This window comes from Paenibacillus sp. GCM10023250, assembly GCF_042653205.1.
Taxonomy (GTDB): Bacteria; Bacillota; Bacilli; order Paenibacillales; family Paenibacillaceae; genus Paenibacillus_Z.
Genome location: NZ_JBHSHY010000010.1, coordinates 19,157 through 36,279 on the forward strand (window position 1 = coordinate 19,157; position 17,123 = coordinate 36,279).

12 protein-coding genes and 1 tRNA gene are annotated in these 17,123 nt (G+C 65.4%); 5 read left to right on the top strand and 8 right to left on the bottom strand.

Annotated features, from left to right (window positions below):
• Positions 1–190: 190 nt before the first annotated feature.
• The gene (locus ACFPB1_RS10580; RefSeq protein ID WP_379224859.1) at positions 191–3,433 is read right to left on the bottom strand and encodes a carbohydrate-binding protein; all 3,243 of its coding nucleotides are present in this window, start codon (positions 3,431–3,433) and stop codon (positions 191–193) included.
• A gap of 366 nt (positions 3,434–3,799) precedes the next feature.
• Between ACFPB1_RS10580 and ACFPB1_RS10585 the strand changes: the two genes are divergently transcribed.
• A complete protein-coding gene (locus ACFPB1_RS10585; protein ID WP_379224861.1) occupies positions 3,800–4,042 on the top strand; it encodes a cold-shock protein in 243 nt (80 codons plus the stop codon).
• 91 nt (positions 4,043–4,133) lie between these two features.
• Here ACFPB1_RS10585 and ACFPB1_RS10590 read toward each other — a convergent pair whose 3' ends face one another.
• From ACFPB1_RS10590 to ACFPB1_RS10605, 4 genes are all read right to left on the bottom strand, one after another.
• A complete protein-coding gene (locus tag ACFPB1_RS10590) occupies positions 4,134–5,156 on the bottom strand; it encodes a fatty acid desaturase (protein ID WP_379224863.1) in 1,023 nt (340 codons plus the stop codon).
• Between the two features lie 93 nt (positions 5,157–5,249).
• Positions 5,250–5,828 (bottom strand): TetR family transcriptional regulator, encoded by a 579-nt coding sequence (locus tag ACFPB1_RS10595; protein WP_379224866.1) that lies wholly within the window; start codon positions 5,826–5,828, stop codon positions 5,250–5,252.
• Between the two features lie 583 nt (positions 5,829–6,411).
• Positions 6,412–6,753, bottom strand: coding sequence for a hypothetical protein (locus tag ACFPB1_RS10600; protein WP_379224868.1), 342 nt, complete (start codon positions 6,751–6,753; stop codon positions 6,412–6,414).
• Positions 6,754–6,832: 79 nt separating this feature from the next.
• Entirely contained in the window at positions 6,833–7,051 is a 219-nt protein-coding gene (locus ACFPB1_RS10605) for a hypothetical protein (protein WP_379224870.1), read from the bottom strand.
• A 191-nt stretch (positions 7,052–7,242) separates the two neighbouring features.
• Here ACFPB1_RS10605 and ACFPB1_RS10610 point away from each other — a divergent pair, with 191 nt between their 5' ends.
• From ACFPB1_RS10610 to ACFPB1_RS10625, 4 genes are all read left to right on the top strand, one after another.
• A complete protein-coding gene (locus tag ACFPB1_RS10610) occupies positions 7,243–12,186 on the top strand; it encodes an HAD-IC family P-type ATPase (protein ID WP_379224872.1) in 4,944 nt (1,647 codons plus the stop codon).
• A 107-nt stretch (positions 12,187–12,293) separates the two neighbouring features.
• Positions 12,294–12,641: a DUF5132 domain-containing protein gene (locus ACFPB1_RS10615; RefSeq protein WP_379224874.1), complete on the top strand. Its 348-nt coding sequence runs from the start codon at positions 12,294–12,296 to the stop codon at positions 12,639–12,641.
• Positions 12,622–12,846: a hypothetical protein gene (locus ACFPB1_RS10620; RefSeq protein WP_379224876.1), complete on the top strand. Its 225-nt coding sequence runs from the start codon at positions 12,622–12,624 to the stop codon at positions 12,844–12,846. The genes ACFPB1_RS10615 and ACFPB1_RS10620 overlap by 20 nt, the downstream gene beginning before the upstream one ends.
• A 336-nt stretch (positions 12,847–13,182) precedes the next feature.
• Positions 13,183–13,254 (top strand) — tRNA-Lys (locus ACFPB1_RS10625).
• Between the two features lie 323 nt (positions 13,255–13,577).
• Here ACFPB1_RS10625 and ACFPB1_RS10630 read toward each other — a convergent pair.
• From ACFPB1_RS10630 to ACFPB1_RS10640, 3 genes are read right to left on the bottom strand one after another with little or no spacing between them, the layout of a single operon-like run.
• Complete coding sequence (locus ACFPB1_RS10630; RefSeq protein ID WP_379224878.1) at positions 13,578–14,738, bottom strand: hypothetical protein; 1,161 nt, start codon at positions 14,736–14,738, stop codon at positions 13,578–13,580.
• Positions 14,731–16,212, bottom strand: coding sequence for a sensor histidine kinase (locus ACFPB1_RS10635; RefSeq protein ID WP_379224880.1), 1,482 nt, complete (start codon positions 16,210–16,212; stop codon positions 14,731–14,733). The genes ACFPB1_RS10630 and ACFPB1_RS10635 overlap by 8 nt, the downstream gene beginning before the upstream one ends.
• Complete coding sequence (locus ACFPB1_RS10640; RefSeq protein ID WP_379224882.1) at positions 16,209–16,907, bottom strand: response regulator transcription factor; 699 nt, start codon at positions 16,905–16,907, stop codon at positions 16,209–16,211. Before ACFPB1_RS10640 ends, ACFPB1_RS10635 begins: the two co-directional genes overlap by 4 nt.
• Positions 16,908–17,123 lie beyond the last annotated feature (216 nt).

The window sequence follows — 17,123 nt, forward strand, 5'->3', positions numbered from 1 at the left end:
CGAAGCGGAGATAAGAAGCGGAGCGGGACGGCTGGTTAACGGCATGAAGCATCCATGCGCAAAAGGGATACCCATGCGAGAGAGCATGGGTATCCCTTTTCTCGTGTTCTCCGATGCGGCGCGACCCTGCACCGCATCCTCTTCCGCCGGGCGGGCCGGCGAGGGTTCTCCGCCGCAGCCTCCTTTTAGCTTACGACAACTGCTCGATCAGCCACTGCGCGTCCGCGCCCAGCACCGCTTTGGCACCGTCGGACACGTTTTTGCCCATAGCCGGGTTGTTCAGATGCTTCAGGAAATCCCGCAGATGCTTGGCCGCCTGCTTCGGCTTGCCGCCGTCCTGCTGATGCTGCGCCTGGTCAAGCGCGTTGCCGAGCTGCGGCACGAGCGGACCGCGCAGGTCGCCGGAGGCTTGATAGCGGGCGACGAGCCGCTCCAACGCAGCGATGCTCGTCTCGACCCGGAAGCCGAACGTCTGCCGGATCGAGACGCCGGCGTAGTCCGTGAAGACGATCGCCGCCGTCCTGGCGCCAGTCATGCCGGCGAAGTCGAGCTCGGCGGCCGGATGCGCCGCATCGACCGTGTACGTACGACCGTCGACGGTGATCGCGGCCGACCGAACGGCCGTCAGGCCGGCCTGCAGCCGGAACGTCAGCGGCCGGTCATCCGGCACCGCGCCGCCCTCCGGCACCGCCGTTCCGCCGGCTTCCAGCGCGAAGGCCGCTTCGACCGGAAACATCACGCCGTGCGAGACGTTCCCCGCCTTGTCGACCGTCTTGATCGACACCGTGTACGTCGCGCCGTTCTCGATGCCCGGAAGGACGATGCTCTGGACGCCGCGCTTTACCTCGACCGTTTCGCCGACCGGCTGGCTGCCCTTCAGCAGCGCAAGCTGCACCTTCTCGGCGTCGGTGTCGTATGGGCCGTCCCAATAGAGCTTCACTTGGTCGTCTCCGCGCACGAGCTGCACATGCGTCACTTCGCCCGGCGCGACGTGGTCTTCCGCCGGCGTCCCGGGCGCCGGCGGCGCGTCGAATACGGCAGGATCGCCGAACGTGAACTTATCGAGGTTGTACAGATAATCCCCGCCCTTGAACAGCAGGAAGACGATATGCTTGCCGGTCACCTGCGCCGTCACGTTCGCCGTGAACCGTTCGAAATTTTGCCAGCCGCCCGTTCCCGTCACGGTGCTTGTCGCGATCAACGGGCCGCTCAGGCTGTCGAGGCGCACCTCGATCGTCCCGCCGCCCGTGTCGCTGGCGGCGTTGACGGTAAACGCCGTCGGGCTCGCGCTGCCGAAATCGACGTAATTATACATCGCGTACGGCTCGTTCGGTCCATAGACGCCGGCCAGGTACGTCTGCCCGCCGCCGTTCTCGCGGCCCACCGCGACGGCGGTCGTATAGTTCTCCGCCTCGAGCTTGCCGTACGCGTCCCGCGCCTGCCCCTTCACCGTCGAGAAGGTGAACCAGTCGAGATTGAGCGGATAGTCGCTGCCGTTTGCGCCGCGGAAGACGAGGTAGACGTCGCGAATGCCCTTCGCCCGCGTGTCGTCGAGATTGCCCATGATGTCGACCCACTTGTCCCACGTGCCCAGCGCCGGGATGTCGACCGTGCCGGCGATTGGACCGTCCAGGGCGTCAAGCCGCACTTCGATCGTGCCGCCCTGGCTGCCGCTCGCGACGTGGAACGTCGCGCCGGCGGCGGCGGCGCCGAAGTCGATGCCGCGGTAGACGGCATGCGCGCCGTTCGTAATGCCGTCGAGAAAGCCGAATTCGGCGTTCTTGCCGAGCCCGGCGGCATCGTCGTAATTGCCGGCCTTCAGCCGGGCGTAGGCGTCCGTGCGCGTCGGATCGGTCGTGGTGAACTTGAACCAGTTCAGGTTGAACAGATATTGGTCGTTCGTCTTCGTAAAGACGAGATAGACGTCATGCTTGCCGGTCACGACGCTCGGCCGTCCCTGATCGTCCGTCAGCAGCCCGACGGCGTCCGAGAAGTTGTTCCAGCCGCCGGTGCCCTGCACGTTCAAGGTGCCGGCCTTGGGGCCGTCCGGCGCGTCCAGCCGGATCTCGATATTGCCGCCGCCGGTGGCGCTCGCCGCCCGCGCGATGAAGCCCTTGGCCCCGCCCGCGCCGAAATCGACGTTCCGGTACGCCGCGTACATGCCCGGCTGAATGCCGCCGAGCTGAATGGTCCCGTCCGTGCTGTCCTCCATCACGAAGCCGGTGCCGATGTTGTATTTCTCCGCTTCGATGCGGTTGAACGGGTCCTTGTCCGCGTAGCGTACCTGCGCCGTCCGCGGCTCCAGCACGGACAGCGCCTCGACGGCGCCGGAGGCCGACCACGATTCGTACGTGCCGGCTAGCAGCTGCCCCGCCCAGTTGCCGTCGACGATGCCGTCCGGATTGCGGTTGCTCCAAGCCGTCTCCGCATTGAAGGCGAGCCAGTCGGCCAGCTCGCCGCGCGCCTGGACGTACGGGCCGTCGGTCTGCGGCTCCAGCGCCTCGAGCAGATAAGCCATATTGCGGATCAGGATCGTCTTGCCGCCCTTCAAGTCGCCGTTCGGGCCTTCGTAGCGCAGCAGGCCGTTCTCGTCGGTCAGGTCGCGCTTGGTGTAGGCCGCGGCCTTCACGGCATCGTCCAGGTACGTGCGGTCCCCGGTCAGCCGGTACAGGCCGGCGGCCGCGCCGATGAACGTGCCTTGATTGTAGTGCGTCGCGCCGCCGGCGGTCCCATTTCCGACCTCGAGGCGGTCGTATACTTTGCCGTTGCCGTCCGTCAGCATTGTTTTGCCCCATGTGTAAATCCGGGCTGCGGCTTGCAAATAACGGTCGTCCTGCGTGACGTCGTACAGGAACACCGCCGCTTCGGCCGCCGGGAAGTTAATGCACGCGTTCTTGCTGTCATGCTGGCTGTTCATCCACCAGATGCCGCCGCCCGCGAATTCGTCGTCCCACTGCGTGTCGTAGACGAAGTCGAAATAATACTTGGCCTTCTCCAGATAGCGCGGCTCTTGGGTGATCGCGTACGCCCGCGCGCTCGCCATCGCCCACCACATGATGTCGTCGTTGAAATGGTTGTTCGTCCAGTCGTCGCCGTACTTGGCGACCGTGCCGTCGAAGACGTCGTCGATCTGGGTCCGAAGCTGAGCCTTCAGCGCCGGGTCGGAAGTGTGCAGGTACGCGTCCATGACCGTCTCCCACAGCTCCGCTTCCACCCAGAAGCCTTGATAATTGTCGGCTTGCTTGGAATTGGCCCGGAAATACTTCGCGCTGCCGTCCCAGAAAGCCGCGTTGAACGCCTTGATAGCCGTGTCGGCGTCCGTAGACGAGTAGGCGTTCGCCTTGGGGGCGGGGCCCATGGCCGTGAGGGGAGCAAGCACCAGCGAGCAGGCGGCCGCAACCGCCAATAACCGGGATGTCGATTTGTTCAGCACCGTCAGGTTACCTCCATTGCAAAAGGATTGTTCGGCAGCATCTGCGATGAGGACGGACAAGGGTGAACCGAACTATGAAGCGCTTTCATCAACACTATAATTCTCTCGCTCGCGAGATGTCAATATATTCATTTTTATTCAAATGATATATCAATTCAGGCTGGGCGGCCGTTCGAGGTGTGCGCAAGTCGGCTTCGGCGCAGGCCGTCCGGCCGCGCATCCGAATCGGGCATCGCTAAATCGGGCCTGCTGTGGTATAGTATAAGTCTCGTATAAGATTGGAAATGCCGCGTACTGAAAGGGCAGCAGGGCTGCTTGGTTTCGATAGGCGGCTTTTTTCGAGGAGCGATAAGGAGGCTTGCGCCCGTGTACAATTCCCGCAAGAGAGTTCCGGTGGAGTACCCGACGGAAATGACCGCCATCTGGTCGTGTACGAAGGAGGACTGCAACGGCTGGATGCGCCAGCGTTATTCATTCGAGGATTCGCCCGTCTGCGCGCAGTGCGGATCGCCGATGGTGGCGGGCGAGAAGGAACTGCCGATTTTGTACGATTCGGGGCTGGAACGGAAAGCCGCCGAAAAGGAGTCGAAGGAGCGGACGGAAGAGTGACCTTCGGCCGTCCTACGGGGCGAACGCGCGTCAAAAGCCAAACAGACAACTGCGGGCAGTTGTCTGTTTGGCTTTTTTTTTGCGATGGGCATCAGGCGCTCTTGCCGGATTGAGCCGCCCGATACTGTTTGACATAGCCGAAACCCATTAACTGCTTGCGATGTTCGTCCCAGATCCGGAATCGAAGAGAGCGCAGGCTGGATATCAAGGTAACGGGGCGGACGCCGTTCAGCATCGGATTCTCGTCATGCGTCCGTTCCAAAAAGTAATTCGGGACCCGAGGGCTCAGATGATGGATATGGTGATACCCGATGTTTCCGGAGAACCACTGCAGGATGCCCGGCAATTTATAGAACGAGCTTCCGTTCAGCGCGGCATCGACATAGCTCCAATTCTCGTTCTTCTCGAAGTAGCTGTGTTCGAACTGGTGCTGGACGTAGAACAGCCAGAAGCCGGCCACGCCCGAGACAAGGAAGATCGGCGCTTGAATGAGCACGAATGCCTGCCAGCCGACCGCCTCGCACAGCAGCGCGGCGAGCGCGGCGATGCCTAGATTCGTGAGATGCGTATTGAGCCGTTCGGCCGTCTTCGCCTTTTTGCGATTAAACCGATAGTCGATCAGGAACACATAGATCGGACCTAAGCCGAACAGGATGAGCGGATTCCGGTAGATGCGGTAGCCGATACGCTTGAACAGGGGCAGGGCCACATATTCGTCGACCGTGAGCGTCCAGATATCGCCCGTTCCCCGCCGGTCCAAGTTGCCGTTGGTCGCATGATGAATGGCATGGCTGTTCCGCCACTGGCGAAATGGACTGAGGGTCAACACGCCCGCCAGCGTACCGATGATTTCGTTTGCCGTTCGGTTCGCGAAGAACGAGCCGTGGCAGCAGTCATGGAAAATGATGAAAACCCGAACCATAAGTCCGGCGGCGACCAAAGCGATCGCGAGCGTAAGCAAGTAGGAGACGGAAAGACTTCGATACGCTCCGTACCACAGCAAGATCAGCGGTACGAAGGTGTTGAACAGCTGCCAGACGCTGCGAGGCCAGCTCGAGCGTTCGTAGGGGGCGAGCAATTTCCGCAAATAGTTCAAACTTTTCGATAGGGTCATTCAAGAACTCCTCTGCTTTAGCGAACGCCTTGATTGTACCATACCGGCGTCTCCGGCGGAGGAAAGGGCATGAAGGGAAATGCAGGGGCGCGCTCAGCGGGACGCGTCGTCCCGCTGAGCGAGCAGCCCGACCGCCGCCGAGACGGCGCCGCGCAGCGCCGCCAGGTCCTTCGTGCTGGCCGCGTCAAGCGAAGCGCCGAACGGGTTCGCCGCCGTCCAGGCCGTGGCCAGCGCCATAATGGCGGTCATCAGGAAGTCGGGCGGGAACGCGCCGCCGATGCGTCCGTCGCGCTGCGCCTCCGCCAGCTCCTCGACCTTGGCGCCGTGCGCCGCGCCGCGTTCGGGGGGGACGACGTTGTGCTGCTCTAGGTTGAACCAGGCGAGCAGGCGCATCAGATCGGGACGGGACATCCCGAAATCGAACACGCGCGCCGCGTAGCCCGGAAGGTCGTCGGGCGTGAAAGCGATGTCCTCGTACACGCGCAGCAGGTGCTTCTTGAGCAGGGTGGCGAAGAGGGTTTCTTTATTTTCGAAATAGATGTAGATCAGGTTCTTGTTGCAGCCGGCCGCCTTGGCGATACGGTCGACCCGCGCGCCCGCGATGCCGTACGCGGAGAATTCCGCCATGGCCGCCTCCAGGATGCGCTCTCTCGACGCATCGGCGTTTCGCATCGTCATCAGTCCTCGCTTGTCGTGTGCTCTGCACGGTTTCGTTAAGGGACATTATATCACTTGATGATCATAATCGTCAGCGGGACGGTCCGCCGGTCGTTTCCGGCATTCACCAGTCCGTACGGACGCATGGCTTCGCGAAAGGTTGGGGACAATGGGAAATAGAATGCCGGCATGCGAGCCGGCGCCAATCCAGAGGGGTGATCGCATGGAAATGACCAACCGCAACGAGCCGCCGGAAACGATCTCGATTCGCACGAGCGTGACCTGGCGATTGCTGCGCAGATGCTACCGTTTGATGACACGCAAATAGGCGGCCCGCGCCCTTACGCGCATCGCCGCTGATGAAGCTGCGGACCCGGTTCGGGACGCGGCTTTTTTTTGCATGCCGTTACAGCACCTCGGGAAGGGCGTGATGCGCGCGGTCATGCAGCGGTCGTACAGCAGTCGTGCATGCGATGGAGGGTTCGGTGAAGGTTGGGAAGTTGGCGGGAAGGTTGTAATGGAAGTCCGGGAGGACCGCGGCGAGTGCGTCCCTCCCGGCATCCCAAGGACTCTGAAGCGATGACGGACGGTTCGGGGCTTACTGAATCGCTTCCGCGATCGGATCGGTCACTTTGTTGACCATTTGGTTGCGGCTGATCATATGGCCGGCTTGTCCGCCGACCGCGCGTCCGAGACGGTCGCCGAGCACGCCGCCCACGACCGCGCCGAGCACGGTGCCGACGCCCGGAAGCAGCGCGCTGCCGACGACGGCGCCGTATTCGACGCCGGCCATCACGCCTACCGCGCCGGTGACGTTTTCGACCGTATGGGCGGTGTATTCCCGCTTGCCCATCGAGCCATGCTGCAGGCTGCGCGTATCTTGAAGCTGGGTCATGCCACCCGAAAGAATGCCAGCCACGACCGAACTGCTTTGAATCATTGCAATTGCCTCCGTTTCTCGATATCCGATTCAGGCCGCCCGAAAAAAACGGCCTGCTCAGAGTGTGCCCCGATTCAGGCTAATGTTGCGTGTGCCGGTCGCTGGGAATGATTGTATCGGACGGGGCCGCGAACCTTCGCTGAACCGCCGCGCCCGCGCTCTTCGCCATATCCGTCATGTCGAGCACGCCCTCCGTACCCTTGACCGCCCAGCGGCGGACCGCCCTTCTGGCTTCCGGCGACAGCGCCAGCAGCAAGGCCGCCCCGCCCAGCAGCAAGCCTACGCGCGATTTGATCATGATTGTTTCCTCCTTTGTAGTCACGTCGGTCCCCGATTGCGATTACCGAACAAGTAGGCAAATTATCCCTCGCCATGCGGCGATCTATGCACGGTTCGGGCAGCGCGCGGCCCCTGCATAAGCCGATTCATCCTGCGTATACTACGCTAAATACCATGTACCATGCAGCTTTACCCCGAAAGGAGCTCTTCATGATCAGTCACACGCCTCACAATATCATTTGCCGCTCTTTGCCGGGGCGGATTCGCCTGGAATTCGCGGGACTGCAGCATAACAAGCGGATGGAAGCCGATTTGCGCCGGGAGCTGGCGCTATGGCCGGGCATCGCCGCCGTCGACGCTTCCGCGGTGACCGGACGGGTGCTTGTCCGGTACGACGAGCGCGTGCTCTCCGAGCCGGCGCTGCTGCGGCGGCTCGAGGAATTGGAGCGCGGCATCTCCGGGCAGTCGGGCGCGGCAGCGGGCGGACCGTCCGCGGCGCCGGCCGGGGAGGAGGCCGGGCCGGCTGCAGGGCTGGCGGCTCGGCCCGCGGCAGGGCCAGCCGCGCTCGAGCACGCGGACGGTCCGGCGCCGTCCATGGCAGCGGCGCACGCCATGACGGCGGCTTCGCTCGAGCTGCCGGCCGCGCACGCGGAGGCCGCGCACGGCGCGCCGCCCCCGGCGCCGGCTGATCCGCCGGATGCGCGGACGCGTCCGGACGGCGGCGAGCCCGGCAGGTCGGCCGACGCGCCGCTGCCGTCCACCCTCGCGCCGTCCCGAGTGCCCCTGCCGCTCGCCGTGGCGATGGGCGGCCTGCTCGCGCTCGGCGCGAAGCAGCTGATGTTCGGCCGATCCGCTTTGGCGGAGAAGCCAGGCTTGTTTTATATGTCCGGGGCGGTTGCGGCCGTCACCGGTTATCCGTTTTTGCGGCGGGGCTTCGACCGGTTCGCGGAATCTCGGAAGCTGAACGCCGATCTCGTACTGGGCACGGCCGCACTCGGACTCGCGCTGTTCCGCGAAAGCCTTGTCGTGCTGGGCGGCTTCACGGTGCTGCAGTATATGAATTGGCAGCGCAGCCGGCTCGGCGTCCGCGACATAGATGAGCAGCCGCTCGGCCCTGAGGTTCGGGCGTACAGCGAGCGCGCCGGCCGGCTCGGCCTCGCCGCCGCGGGCGTGACCTGGCTGCTGACGCGCAGCCCGATGCGGGCGCTAGGGGTGCTGCTCGCGTCCAATCCGCGTCCGGCGACCATTCCTGTGAAGGCGGCCTGGCAGCAGGCCGAGCTGGCGGCACGCGAAGCGCGCCATCCGCTGCCGGACTCGGTCTCGCTTGCGGCCATCGCGCAGTCCGGCACGCTGCTGCTGGAGAATACGTCGCTGCTCGCGGAAGCGGATTTCCGGGAGACGGCGTCGCTGTCGAACGACGAAGATCCGGACAAGCTCGTGTGCGCGGCGGCGAGCCTTATGGCCAAGGCGGATCATCCGTGGAAGACGGAGGTGCTGCGCAAAGCGAAGGATTCGTGCCGGACGCTGCGTACCGCCTTCCGGGTGGAGCGCGAGGAGGACGGGATGCGCGGCCTGATCGGCGGCGTGCCGTATTGCCTCGGCAGCTTGTCCAGCATGATGCGCCATGGCATCCCGTACGAAGCCTATTATGTAGAGGCGAAGCGGCTGGAGAGCAAAGGCTGCGAGGTGCTGTACCTGGCGAAGCAGGCCGGCGGCGGCTGGCATTGCCTCGGGCTGATCTACCGCGTGGAAGACATGAGCGCGGAATGGCGTACGATGCTCTCTCGTGCCCGCGAAGAAGGGCTGCAAGCGGCCGTGTGGGCGGACGGCGCCGGCTTCGGGCATGCTGCGATGGAACGCTTCGGCTTGCGGACGGATTGGCTGGACGCGCCGGCGTACGAAGTGGCGGAGCGCCTCGCCAAGCTGCATGAGGCTGGCGAAGCGGTGCTGCTCGTCGGCGAGCCGAACGACGACGACGAAGATGCCGGCTTCCGGTATCTGAAGGAAGCGGGCGCGCCGGTTGTCGCGCCGGACGGGCTTGCCCGGCTGCTGGATGCCAGACGGTCCGCGCGGCGGATCGGCGGAGCGGCCCGGTCGCATTTCAAGCTGACGCGGCTGTGGACCGCGTGCGGCGCGCTGCTCACTGCGGCGGGCGTTATCGGCGCGCCGCTCGCGAATCTGATCGGCGACGCGCTGTCGCTCGTCTTCCTGTCGCGCACGCAGCAGCTGGCGCTGCGCGAATTCCCGGCCGGCGGCGCGCCGCGTCCTGCGCCGGCCGCGGCGTTCGCGGCGCACGGCGAAGTGGCCGCGGCGTCGGAGACGGCGGCCTCCGGCGCCGCCCTGATTCATGCGCCTCCGGCGGCGCCGGACGCGGAGACCGCGGCATGGCACGGTCTCCCGTGGGAACGCGTCGCCGAGCGGTTCCGCGTGCGCATTCAGCACGGGCTGTCGGATGACGAAGCGCAGGCGCTCCGTCTCCGGTACGGACCGAACCGGCTCGCGGAGAAGCCGCCGACGCCGTGGATTGTCTCTTACCTCGGCCAGTTCAAGGAATTCACGACGCTTGTATTGCTCGGAACGACGGCCTTCGCCCTGCTGACGGGCGGGATGTTCGACGGGCTCGCGATGGGCGCCGTGCTGCTGGCGAACGCGGCGATCGGGACGTTTCAGGAACGGAAGGCCGAGCGGATCGTGGAGAGTCTGAACCGGGTGCTGCCGCACGATACCAAGGTGATCCGGGGCGGCGAGGAACGGCTGATCGGCGCGGCGGAGCTCGTGCCCGGCGACATCGTCCGCCTGGAGTCCGGCGACCAGGTGCCCGCCGACATCCGGATCGTCCGCGCCTGGAACCTGGAGGCCAACGAAGCCGCGCTGACCGGAGAGTCGCTGCCCGTCGCGAAGACGGAAACCGAAGCGGGCGGCGACTGCCCGCTGCCGGAACGCAGCTGCATGCTGCACATGGGCACGGACATTTCCCGCGGCAAGGCGCTCGGCGTCGTCGTACGGACCGGGATGGACACGGAGATCGGCCGCCTCATGGCGATGCTGAAGCGCGACGACCGCGCGCAGACGCCGCTTCAGGCCAGGGTCACGTCCATCAGCAAGCGGTTCATGAAGTACGCGTTCATCGCGGGCAGCGTCGTGTTCGCGGCGGGCCTGCTGCGCGGCATCCCGTTCCCGGCCTTGGTCGGATCCTCGATTACGCTGGTCGCTTCGGCGATTCCCGAAGGGCTGCCCGTCACCATTACGATCGGGCTGAGCGCCGGCCTCTTCCGCATGGCCAAGAACAGCGTGTACGTCCGCAAGCTCGCGGCGCTCGAGACGCTGGGCCGGGCCACGATCATTTGCACGGACAAGACGGGCACCTTGACGAAGAACGAAATGACCGTCAAGCAGATCGCTTCCGTCGGCCATGCCTGGGACGTCTCCGGCAGCGGCTACGATCCGGCGGGCGGGTTCCGGGAGAGGATGGTTAGGAGCGGCCCCGAGAGCTTGAAGGAGGGGATGAAAGAAGGCTGGAAGTCGTTCGGGGAGAACGGCGCCGCCGTCGCCCAGCCGGAGCTGCTGCGTCTGCTCCAGATCGCCTGCTTGTGCAACAACAGCCGATTGGCCAAAGAGGGCGATACGTGGACGATGCAGGGCGATCCGACCGAGGGCGCGCTTCTCGCGATGGCCTACAAGGGCGGCATCCGGCCGGAGCGGCTCGCCCATTGGCACCGCGGCGCGGAGGTGCCGTTCGACTCCGGCACGGGCAAGATGAGCGTCGTCTGCCGGGACGTCTCGAGCGGCGGCCACGCCTGCTCGATCTTCTCGAAGGGCGCGGTGGAGTCGATCCTCCGCCGCTGCGGGCGCTACCAGCACGAGGGCAAGATTTACCCGCTGAACGACCAGGTGCGGCAGCGGATCGTCGCGCAGAGCGAACGGTTGGCCGCCGGCGCCCTGCGCGTGCTCGCCTTCGCGTACCGTCCGCTGCTGGCGGACGAACACGACGGCCAGATCGGGCTCGACGAGCAGGATCTGATCTATGTCGGCATGGCCGGCATGATCGACCCGCCGAAGGCCGACGTCCGCGGGAGCATCGAAGAAGCGCTGGCGCTCGGCGTGAAGCCGGTCATGATCACGGGGGATCACCCGATCACCGCGATCGCCGTCGCCGAGCAGATCGGCATCGCCGCCGGCAGCCGGCCGGGCGACGTGCTGTCGGGCCACGAGCTCGACCGGATGAGCGATGAGGCGCTGGCGGAGGCCGTCGACCGCGTGTCCATCTACGCCCGCATGGCGCCGGAGCATAAGCGGCGCATCGTGGCGATGCTGCGGCGCAAGGGCCACGTCGTCGCCATGACCGGCGACGGCGTGAACGACAGTCCGGCGCTCCGGCAGGCCGACGTCGGCATCGCGATGGGGCGTGCCGGGACGGAAGTGAGCAAGGCGACGGCCGACATCGTGCTGAAGGAGGACCGGTTCGGCTCCATCGTGGACGGCGTGAAGGAAGGCCGCACGATCATCGGCAATATCCGCAAAGCGATCGGCTCCTTGCTGACCGGCAATCTCGCGGAAATCCTCGTCACCAGCACGGCGATCATTATGGGCATGCCGATCCCGCTCGTGCCGATTCAGATCTTGCTCATGAACATGCTGACGGACGCCATTCCGGCGATGATGCTGGCCGTGGACCCGGGCGGCCGGGCGAAGCAGACGGAGCGGACGGACATCGTGGACAAGCCGCTGTATCGGAAAGTCATCGCGCGCGGCGTCCTGCTGGGCGCGGGAGCGCTCGGCCTGTTCGGGCTGGCGCTGGCTTCCGGCCAGCCGGTGCCCGTGGCGCAAAGCATCGCGTTCGCGACGCTCGTGGCCGGGCAGCTCGGCCAGACGCTTTCCTGGCGGCGCGAGGGGAGCCGGCAGCCGGCGGCGGGGCGATGGCGCGAGGACCGGTATTTGCTCGGCGCCATGGCGTTCTCCTGCGCCGCGCTGCTGGCGGCGCTGTACGTGCCGGCGCTGAACGGGTTCTTCCATACGTCGCCGATTCCGCTGCCGCAATGGCTGCCGATATTGCTCGTTGCCGGCTCGGTGTCCACGCTGTCCAAGCCGATATTGACGCTGCTCGAACGCAAAGGCGCGGCGGCGCCACTGGTCCCGGCCGGTATCGCGGCCTAGACGGCGGCGCATAGACTTGACCGACACAGACTTGAACAACAAGCGAAACGACTTGAACCGATTCTTAAACGACCTTAACGATACGCGTGAGAAGGGGGTATCCGGCCATGCTGGAACGAAACACCGAGAAACTCATCATGGGCATGGCGTTCGCCTTCGCGGCGGCGACGCTGCTGCCGATCGTCAAGAATACGCTTAGGCCGCTCGCCGGGGCGGGGGCTGGCGAAGGAGCGGAAGCTGGTCCGGGCGCGGGAACGGGCGCCGTGACAGGCGCGATCGCCGGCGTGACGGACCGGATCCGGTATGCCTTGCGGACGGCCCGCGAAGAAGTGGAGGACATCGTCGCCGAAGCCCAGTTCGAACGGATGCGCAAACGGCTCGACCGCGAAATCGCGGCGGAAGCCGCGTATGCGATGGAGAAGGGGGAGGCGCCGCATGGCCAGCCAAGCCATTGACCAGCATCTGCGGGAGGCGCTCGCGCATCTCGAGCAGGCGATCAACCAGAGCATCGACGACGTGCAGGCCGATCCGTCCGCCAAGCAGGAGCTCGGCGGGAAATGGCAGCAGTTCCTCGGCGAGTTCTACGGCATGGTGAAAGAGAAGGGCGTCAAAACGCGGATTAACCTGCTGAGCTGGATTTCGTTCGCCCGGCTGCGTTAACCGGCTGGCGGGTCCGGCGGTACGGCGCGAGGCTGTAACCGTCGGCCGCATGGTGCCGCGTTTCGGCGGTGCGCTCCGCCCGAGGCAGTCCCGGGAACGCATCGCGGCAGGCAAGCATGACCAAACCTCCGGCTGCTTGTCAGCGGTCCGGAGGTTATTCATGAATAGGTGGCGGATGGGCCGCGATTGACGCGCGTTTCGGCATCCTAGCGGCGATTTTGTGCCGTGCGGTTCGTCAGGGCAGGGACAAGCTCCGCGGCATTTGCGCTGCCGGCTTTTTCGACCCCGATCGAGACTTGCATGCTCACTCAAACTGTTATACAATTATCTTAATGCAGGTCCGTAGCTCAATGGCAGAGCAACCGGCTCTTAACCGGTAGGTTGTGGGTTCGACCCCCACCGGGCCTATATCCCATCATCCTCCGTTCGCGATACGCGGGCGGGGGATTTTTTTTGGCTTGCGCCCGAAATCACCCTCCGGCCGATGAAGCCGCGGGGTTGTCCGATTTAAGGCGAGCAATGCTTTATCGCATCAATGATCAATGGCTTTAAATTTCAATCCGTATCAGGCGCGGCGGTCCGCGCCGGAAGGCGCATCGGCCGGCCGCCCGTCGAGGCCGCCGCTCCACAACTCACGCCCTTCGCCGCAGCCCGCGTCCGCTAGCCGTCAGCGTCCGCCGTCATCTCGCCCTTCGTCCTCGTCTACCCGCCGCCCGTCGCTCCCGCCGCGCTCAGCGCAGCTGGAAGCGGTAGACGTCGCTTCCCGAGACGCCTTCGGACACGCCGAACAGCACGTTCCCGTCCGGGCTCCAGGCCAGGCTCCGCACGATGCTCGGCACGTAATAGACGCTGGAGGCGTCCGTCAAGCCGCCGCCGCCGAAGCGGGCGACTTTGATGCTCTGCATGCCGGCGGTTTCGGGCTGCACGTAGGCGACGACGTCCCGCGCCGGATCGACCGCAAGGCTCGCGAACGCGCCTTCCGCGAGCAGGGCGGGCTTTTGTCCGCTTGCGGCCGAATAGAGCCCTTCGACCCCGTTCAACGTTCCGGACAGCAGCACGCCGCCGCCGCGCAGCGGCACGAACGCCTTGATGTCGCCGGCCGCTTCTTCCGCGATGTCGCCGGTCGCCGCATCGACGGAAAGGACGAGGCTTTGCTCCCGGTCCGGCAGGAAGTACTGCAGGTAGACGCGGTCAGCGTTCGGGGATGATGCCATCGCCATCATTTTGCCCAGTCCCAGCTTGCCCTTCCGGTTTTCGGCCGCCAGGAAGCTTTCGAGCGCGTCGGTCGTCACGACGATGTCGGTTCGTCCGGTGCGCAAGTCCCGCAGCGCGACCTCGCGGTTGGTCAGCTCCAGCACGCGTCCGTCGGCGAGCAGGCTCTGCCAGTTCTCCCAGTCGCCCGATTTGCTCAAGCGCGTGTCCGTCGGGCGCATGGCCCCCAGATCGTACCAGACCGTCTCGTTCGCGCCCGCGATGGCCTTCTGGTAGACCAGCGTCGTCTTGTCCGGCGACAGGGCGTACGTCTGGAGCCCGGCGTCGGACAACACCGCCGTTTGCCGCTCGCTCGCCACGTCGAGGACCGTCAGGCTGACTCGCGCGGGCGACGTGTCGACGGCCGATTGCGTCGACATGAAGAGGCGGTCGCCGCCGAGCGGCGCCATGCCGAGGACGGTGTCGGCGAGATGCCGCTTGACCGCCCCCTCGACGCGAAAGCCGGCTTCCGCGCCGTCCTCCAGCTGCGAGCGGTCCAGCACGAACGTCTTGTCTCCGCCGAAGGAACGCAGGTAGACGTTCCCGACGCCGAGGAACGACGCGGCGACGAGCGCCGCCATGACGGCGAGCCCGAGCGCGCGGACGGCGGCCCTCCTCAGGTTTCGTAGATCGTTACGCATGCGCCGCCCCTCCCAGCTCGATCGTCAGCGTCGTCCCTTTGCCCGGGGTGCTGCGGATATCTGCCCGTCCGCCGTGCCGTTCGGCGACGGTCTTGACGATGGCGAGGCCGAGACCGGCGCTGCCGCGCTCTTCCTCCGGCTTGTCGCCGGGCACGCGGTAAAACGGCTCGAACAACCGCGCCGCGTGCTCTGGCGGAATGCCGGGGCCGCGGTCGCGGACCGCGATGCGGACCGCCTCCGGTCCGGAACGCGCCGCCCGCACATCGACGGCCGAATCGACGCCGCCGTACTTCACGGCGTTATCGATGACGTTCAGCAGCATCTCCCGCAGCTTCTCCCGGTCGCCGCGCAGCGTCAGGCATTCCTCGGCGTCACAGCGGATCACGATGCCGTACTTGCCGGCCTTCACCTGCATGTCCTCGCAGAGGCTCCGCACCAGCGCGGTCAGGTCCACGGGCTCCGACCGATAGGCGATCCGCTCGGAACCGGACGTCGAGAAGGCCAGGATCTGCACGACTTTGTCGTTCAACCGCTGGCTCTCCTCGATGATGTACCGGATGCCTTTGTCAAAGAACGGCCGGTCCGTGAAGCCGTTCTCCTCCATTAGCTGCGCGTAGCCGCGTATCGTCGCGAGCGGCGTCTTGAGCTCATGGGTCACGTTATCGAAGAAGGTTTTGCTCATGTCTTGGGTGATCTTGAGCGCGTCCCGTTCCCGTTCGATCGTGGCGAACTGCTCGCGGATTTTCTCCACCATGCCGTTGAAGGCCCGGGCGAGCCGGGCGAGCTCGTCGTTACCGTCCGGAGCCGCCACCGGCTCGTAGAGGCCCTCGGACACGCGGCCGAGGCTGCGCGCAAGCCGGTCGACCGGGCGCGTGATCCGGTCCGCCAGCCAAGCGGCGGTCAGGAACACGAGCACGAAGATGCCTACCGCGAACCAGCGAAGCGCGGTCAGGAACCGGCTCGTGAACGTATCGAGGTCGGCATAGCGCTTCACCGTGTTCACGATGCCGATCCGCGTGCCGCCGGCCTCGATCGGGTTCGACAGGCTGATGAACGCGCCCGCGCCGTCGCGCCTGACCGAATAGGCGACATTGCCGCGCAGCGCCTGTGCGAAATCCGCGGAAGCGGGGGCCGAGTCCGCGTTCAGCGCCGAGAGGCTGCCGCCCCCCGCGTCGAAGACGGACACGGGGCTGCCCGCCGCGGCGCTCAGCTCCTTCACGAGCCCGTCGGCCTCGGCACGGAAGGCGTCCGCGTCCATCGCGATGTTTTTGGTCATAAAATATTGCTTGAGGTAAATGTTCATCGTCTTGGCGAGCTGCACGCCGTCCTGGCCGATGATCCGCGAGACGTTTTGCTCCGAGATCCGGATGGAGACGAGCAGCAGCGACAGCAGGCCGGCGACGATGACGAGCGTGAAGGCGACGAGCATCTTGTCCCGGATCGACGAGTCCGGGCGGAAGCGCCGGCGCTTCACGGCATCCGGTAGCCGACGGCGAAGACGGTATCGATGACGGATACCTCGCCGGGCTTGTCCAGCTTCTTGCGCAGCCGCTGCACGTGAATGTCCACGGTTCGCGTATCGCCGGCAAAATCGTAGCCCCAGACGCGGTTCAGCAGCTGCGGCCGCGTAAAGACGATGCCCCGGTGCTCGGCGAAGAAGAGCAGCAGCTCGAACTCTTTGTTTTTCAGCTCGATCTTCGTGCCTTCGCGGCACACCAGGCGCTGCGCCTTGCGAATCTCGATGTCCCCGCGGAGCGCGATCGTCTCCGGCGCCTGCGCCGCCTCGCGTCCGATGACCTGCTCGATGCGCCGGAACACGGCTTTGATCCGCACGACGACTTCGCGGACGTCGAACGGCTTGGTAATGTAATCGTCGGCCCCGAGCTCCATGCCGAGCAGCTTGTCGACCATGTCGGACTTGGCGGTCAGCATGATGATCGGAATGTTCCAGCCTTCACGGGATGCGGTCCGGCATAGGTCGAAGCCGCTCATGTCGGGCAGCATCAAGTCGAGCAGGATGAGGTCCGGCCGGCTCGCGCGGACCCGATTGGCCGCCTCGGTCCCGGAACCGGCGCTCGCCGCCGCGAAGCCTTCCCGCTCGAGCGCGTAGACGAGCAGCTCCGAGAGCGCCTTCTCGTCCTCGACGACCAGGATGGTGCGTTTATCCATAGTTGAAAGCCTCCGTGAAAGTGTGCGTTCCCCTCATCTTAGCAGGAGATTGCGGGGTTATTATGCGCAGCGCCATGATTTTACAATCTGGTTACAAGTCGGCCGCATGCCGGATACATCGCTGCTTCAATCGGCAACAGGACGCCGGTACACTGGGAGTAAACCAAGGCGCGGCGGCATTCCCGCGCGCCGGAGATAAAGGAGAACGAATCGAAC